The organism is Rhizobacter sp. P2_H2 (assembly GCF_056403375.1).
The window spans coordinates 1-4,742 of record NZ_JBFUFP010000386.1 but is presented as its reverse complement, the minus strand read 5'-3'; the positions used below and the strand labels follow the sequence as shown (position 1 = coordinate 4,742).

Here is a 4,742-nt window from a genome sequence, read left to right as displayed (position 1 = left end):
GGAAACGCTATTCGGCCGGCGTACTGAAGTACGCCCAGATGGGCTACTGGAACGCCGACTACGTGCCGAAGGCGACCGACATCCTGGCGCTGTTCCGCATCACGCCGCAGGACGGGGTCGACCCGATCGAGGCCGCCGCCGCGGTGGCCGGCGAATCGAGCACCGCCACCTGGACGGTGGTCTGGACCGATCGCCTGACCGCCTGCGACATGTACCGCGCCAAGGCCTACCGTGTCGAGCCGGTGCCGAACAACCCCGGCCAGTACTTCTGCCACGTGGCCTACGACCTGAGCCTGTTCGAGGAGGGCTCGATCACCAACGTCGCCGCGTCGATCATCGGCAACGTGTTCAGTTTCAAGCCGCTGAAGGCCGCGCGCCTCGAGGACATGCAGTTCCCGGTGGCCTACGTGAAGACCTTCGCCGGCCCGCCCACCGGCATCGTGGTCGAGCGCGAGCGGCTCGACAAGTTCGGCCGGCCGCTGCTCGGCGCCACCACGAAGCCCAAGCTCGGGCTGTCCGGGCGCAACTACGGCCGCGTGGTCTACGAAGGCCTGCGCGGCGGCCTCGACTTCATGAAGGACGACGAGAACATCAACTCGCAGCCCTTCATGCACTGGCGCGACCGCTTCCTGTTCGTGATGGACGCCGTCAACAAGGCGAGTGCCGCCACCGGCGAGGTCAAGGGCAGCTACCTGAACGTGACCGCCGGCACGATGGAGGAGATGTACCGCCGCGCCGAGTTCGCGAAGTCGCTCGGTTCGGTGATCCTGATGGTCGACCTGGTGGTGGGCTACACCGCCATCCAGTCGATGAGCCACTGGTGCCGGCAGAACGACATGATCCTGCACCTGCACCGCGCGGGCCACGGCACCTACACCCGCCAGAAGAACCACGGCGTGAGCTTCCGCGTGATCGCGAAGTGGATGCGCCTGGCCGGCGTCGACCACATCCACGCCGGCACCGCCGTCGGCAAGCTCGAAGGCGATCCGATGACGGTGCAGGGCTACTACAACGTGTGCCGCGACACCCACACCGTGGTCGACTTGCCGCGCGGCATCTTCTTCGAGCAGGACTGGGGCGCGCTGAAGAAGGTGATGCCGGTCGCCTCCGGCGGCATCCACGCCGGCCAGATGCACCAGCTGCTCGACCTGTTCGGCGACGACGTGGTGCTGCAGTTCGGCGGCGGCACCATCGGCCACCCGCAGGGCATCCAGGCCGGCGCCACCGCCAACCGCGTCGCGCTCGAGGCGATGGTGCTGGCGCGCAACGAGGGCCGCGACATCGCGAACGAAGGCCCGGCGATCCTGGCCGAGGCGGCGAAATGGTGCGGCCCGCTGCGCGCGGCGCTCGATACCTGGGGCGAGATCAGCTTCAACTACACGCCCACCGACAGCTCCGACTACGTGCCCACCCTCGCCGTGGCTTGATCCTCGACACCCCTGGAGAGCTCGCATGCGAATCACCCAAGGCACCTTCTCCTTCCTGCCCGACCTCAGCGACGTGCAGGTCGTCCGCCAGATCGACCACGCCCTCGGCAAGGGCTGGGCCATCGGCATCGAATACACCGACGACCCGCATCCGCGCAACACCTTCTGGGAGATGTTCGGCAACCCGATGTTCGACGTGTCCGACGCGGCCGGCGTGATGCTGGAGCTCCGGCAGTGCCGCAAGACCTTCCCCGACCACTACATCCGCCTGACCGCGTTCGACTCGACGCATGGCACCGAGTCGGTGGTGCTGTCCTTCATCGTCAACCGGCCGGCGGTGGAACCGGGCTTCCGGCTGATCCGCACCGAAGAGCAGGGCCGAAGCTTGCGTTACAGCATCGAAAGTTACGCCGTGCAGCGTTCGCCCGAGGGCGAACGGTACGGAATGCGCCAGGAGTGACCGCGCCATGAACGAGGACCGCGACAGTCTGTGTCAGCCGCCCGGCGAGATGCCCGAAGCGTCGGCCGCGCGCGCGATGCTCGACCAGCTCGATGCCGAACTGATCGGCCTCGCGCCGGTGAAGGGCCGCATCCGCGACATCGCCGCGCTGCTGCTGATCGACAAACTGCGCGCCGAGCAGGGGCTGCAGTCGCAGCCGCCCTCGCTGCACATGTGCTTCACCGGCAACCCCGGCACCGGCAAGACCACCGTCGCGATGCGCATGGCCGAGGTGCTGCGCCAGCTCGGCTACGTGCGCAAGGGCCACCTGGTGGCGGTGACGCGCGACGACCTGGTCGGCCAGTTCATCGGCCACACCGCGCCGAAGACGCGCGAGGTGCTGAAGAAGGCGATGGGCGGCGTGCTCTTCATCGACGAGGCCTACTACCTGTACAAGCCCGAGAACGAGCGCGACTACGGGCAGGAGGCGATCGAGATCCTGCTGCAGGTGATGGAGAACCAGCGCGACGACCTGGTGGTGATCCTCGCCGGCTACCAGGACCGCATGGAGACCTTCTTCGCCAGCAACCCCGGCATGGCGTCGCGCATCGCGCACCACATCGACTTCCCCGACTACAGCGAGGCCGAGCTGATGCTGATCGCGCAGCTGATGCTGACCCGGCTGAACTACCGCTTCGACGACGCGGCCGAGCCGGCCTTTGCCCGCTACCTGAGCCTGCGCCGGCAGCAGCCGCATTTCGCCAACGCACGCTCGATCCGCAATGCGCTCGACCGCATCCGGCTGCGCCACGCGACGCGGCTGTTCGGCGCCGAGCGGCGATTGACGCGCGAGCAACTGTGCACCCTGCAGGCCGAAGACGTGCTCGCGAGCCGCGTCTTCGCCGGCACCACCCCAGGAGCGAGACCATGAGCATTGAAGCCTTGATCTTCGACGTCGACGGCACGCTGGCCGACACCGAGGAAGCGCACCGCATCTCGTTCAACAGCGTGTTCGAGCAGTACCGGCTCGGCTGGACCTGGACCCGTGCCGAATACCGGCAGCTGCTCGAGGTGCCGGGCGGCAAGGAGCGCATCGCGTCGTACATCGCGTCGCTGCCGCTCGGCACGGCCGAACGCCAGCGCCTGCTGGCCCTGGTGCCGCAACTGCATGCCGACAAGACGCGCTTCTATGGCGAGGTGGTGAGCGAAGGCGGCGTCACGCTGCGCGACGGCGTGGAGCGCCTGCTGAACGAAGCGGTGGCACAGGGCTGCCACCTGGCGATCGCGAGCACCACCACCGCCGCCAACATCAACGCGCTGCTCAACGCCACGCTGGGCCCGCGCGGGCTCGACCTGTTCGCGGTGATCGCCTGCGGCGACCAGGTGCGCGCGAAGAAGCCGGCGCCCGACATCTACCGGCTCGCGCTCGACACGTTGGGCCTGCCGCCCGAGCAGGCGCTGGCCGTCGAGGATTCGGCGCACGGGCTGCGTGCCGCCACGGCCGCCGGCCTGTGGACGCTGGTGACGCCGACCTTCTGGACCCAGGACAGCGACTTCCGCGGCGCCGGCCTGGTGCTGCCCAGCCTGGCCGGCCTCGGTCTCGACGAGCTGATCCGCATCGCGCGCCCGGCCCGCACCGCGTCGCCGGTGCAGGCGCTGTACCAGGAGAGCCGCTGATGAACCCTGCCATCCGCATCGCGCCCAGCCTGTTGTCGGCCGATTTCGCGCGCCTCGGCGACGAGGTTCGCGCCGTCATCGCGGCCGGCGCCGACCTGATCCACGTCGACGTGATGGACAACCACTACGTGCCCAACCTGACGATCGGGCCGATGGTGTGCCAGGCGATCGCGCCGTACTGCCGGCGCGGCGACCGGCCGGTGCCGATYGACGTGCACCTGATGGTCAAGCCGGTCGATGCGCTGATCCCGATGTTCGCGCAGGCCGGCGCGTCGATCATTTCGTTCCATCCGCAGGCCAGCGAGCACGTCGACCGCACGGTCCAGCTGATCCGGTCGTTCGGCGTGAAGGCCGGCCTGGCGCTGAACCCGGCGACGCCGCTGAACGTGCTGGACCACGTGCTCGACCAGCTCGACCTGGTGCTGCTGATGAGCGTCAACCCGGGCTTCGGCGGCCAGGCCTTCATCGAGGGCGTGCTGCCGAAGATCGAGGCCGCGCGGCGGCGCATCGACGCGAGCGGGCGCGAGGTCTGGCTCGAAGTCGACGGCGGCATCAACGCGAAGAACATCGCTCGCGTGGTGGCCGCCGGCGCCGACACGCTGGTGGCCGGCTCGGCGGTGTTCAGCGGCGGCGACTACCCGAAGGCGATCGCCGCGCTGTGCGTCAACGCGCAGCGCCGCGATCTCGCCGAAAGCGCGTGATGCGGGTCGCCGCCCTCTGCTTCGACCTCGACGGCACGCTGGTCGACAGCGCCGCCGGCATCGCGCTGGCGCTGAACGCCGCACTGGCAGAGGCGGCGTTGCCGCCGTTCGACGTGGCCACCGTGCGCGGCTGGATCGGTGACGGGCCCGACGCGCTGATCGTGCGCGCGCTCGAGGCCTGCGGGCTGCACGACCTGCCGGTGCTCGCGGCCCGCTTGCGCCTGCGCTTCGACGCCGCCACGCTGGACACGCCATCGGCGCAGGGGGCCGCTTATCCGGGCATCGACGCGCTGCTGGCCCGGCTGGGCGGGCGCTACCCGATGGCGGTGGTGACGAACAAGCCGACGCCGCTGGCGCGCGCGGTGCTGGACGCCGCCGGGCTGCTGGGGCATTTCGCGCAGGTGCACGGCGCCGATGCGCCGGCGCAGCGCAAGCCGGCGCCGCTGCTGATCCAGCAGGCGGCGCGCCGCTTCGGCGTCTCGGCGGCCAGCGTGCTGA

Annotated in this window: 6 protein-coding genes; all 6 read left to right on the top strand. The window is 69.6% G+C overall.

Annotated elements, in window-relative coordinates:
* Positions 1-1,427 (top strand): form I ribulose bisphosphate carboxylase large subunit (locus AC1D15_RS18610; RefSeq protein ID WP_477827148.1); only part of this gene is annotated, 1,427 nt, incomplete at its 5' end.
* A gap of 25 nt (positions 1,428-1,452) precedes the next feature.
* Complete coding sequence (locus AC1D15_RS18605) at positions 1,453-1,887, top strand: ribulose bisphosphate carboxylase small subunit (protein ID WP_465112190.1); 435 nt, start codon at positions 1,453-1,455, stop codon at positions 1,885-1,887.
* Positions 1,888-1,936: 49 nt separating this feature from the next.
* Positions 1,937-2,797 carry a CbbX protein gene (gene cbbX, locus AC1D15_RS18600; RefSeq protein ID WP_465112376.1) on the top strand — a complete coding sequence of 287 codons (861 nt, stop codon included), beginning with the start codon at positions 1,937-1,939 and terminating at the stop codon, positions 2,795-2,797.
* The gene (locus AC1D15_RS18595) at positions 2,794-3,543 is read left to right on the top strand and encodes an HAD-IA family hydrolase (protein WP_477827147.1); all 750 of its coding nucleotides are present in this window, start codon (positions 2,794-2,796) and stop codon (positions 3,541-3,543) included. Before cbbX ends, AC1D15_RS18595 begins: the two co-directional genes overlap by 4 nt.
* Positions 3,543-4,244 carry a ribulose-phosphate 3-epimerase gene (gene rpe / locus AC1D15_RS18590; protein ID WP_477827146.1) on the top strand — a complete coding sequence of 234 codons (702 nt, stop codon included), beginning with the start codon at positions 3,543-3,545 and terminating at the stop codon, positions 4,242-4,244. Before AC1D15_RS18595 ends, rpe begins: the two co-directional genes overlap by 1 nt.
* Positions 4,244-4,742: HAD family hydrolase (locus AC1D15_RS18585; RefSeq protein WP_477827145.1), on the top strand; the 499-nt coding region annotated here is incomplete at its 3' end. The genes rpe and AC1D15_RS18585, both read left to right, overlap by 1 nt.

Coding starts and splice junctions, on each gene's coding strand:
- AC1D15_RS18605 (WP_465112190.1), top strand. CDS start 1,453: ATGCGAATCACCCAAGGCACCTTCTCCTTCCTGCCCGACCTCAGCGAC.
- cbbX (WP_465112376.1), top strand. CDS start 1,937: ATGCCCGAAGCGTCGGCCGCGCGCGCGATGCTCGACCAGCTCGATGCC.
- AC1D15_RS18595 (WP_477827147.1), top strand. CDS start 2,794: ATGAGCATTGAAGCCTTGATCTTCGACGTCGACGGCACGCTGGCCGAC.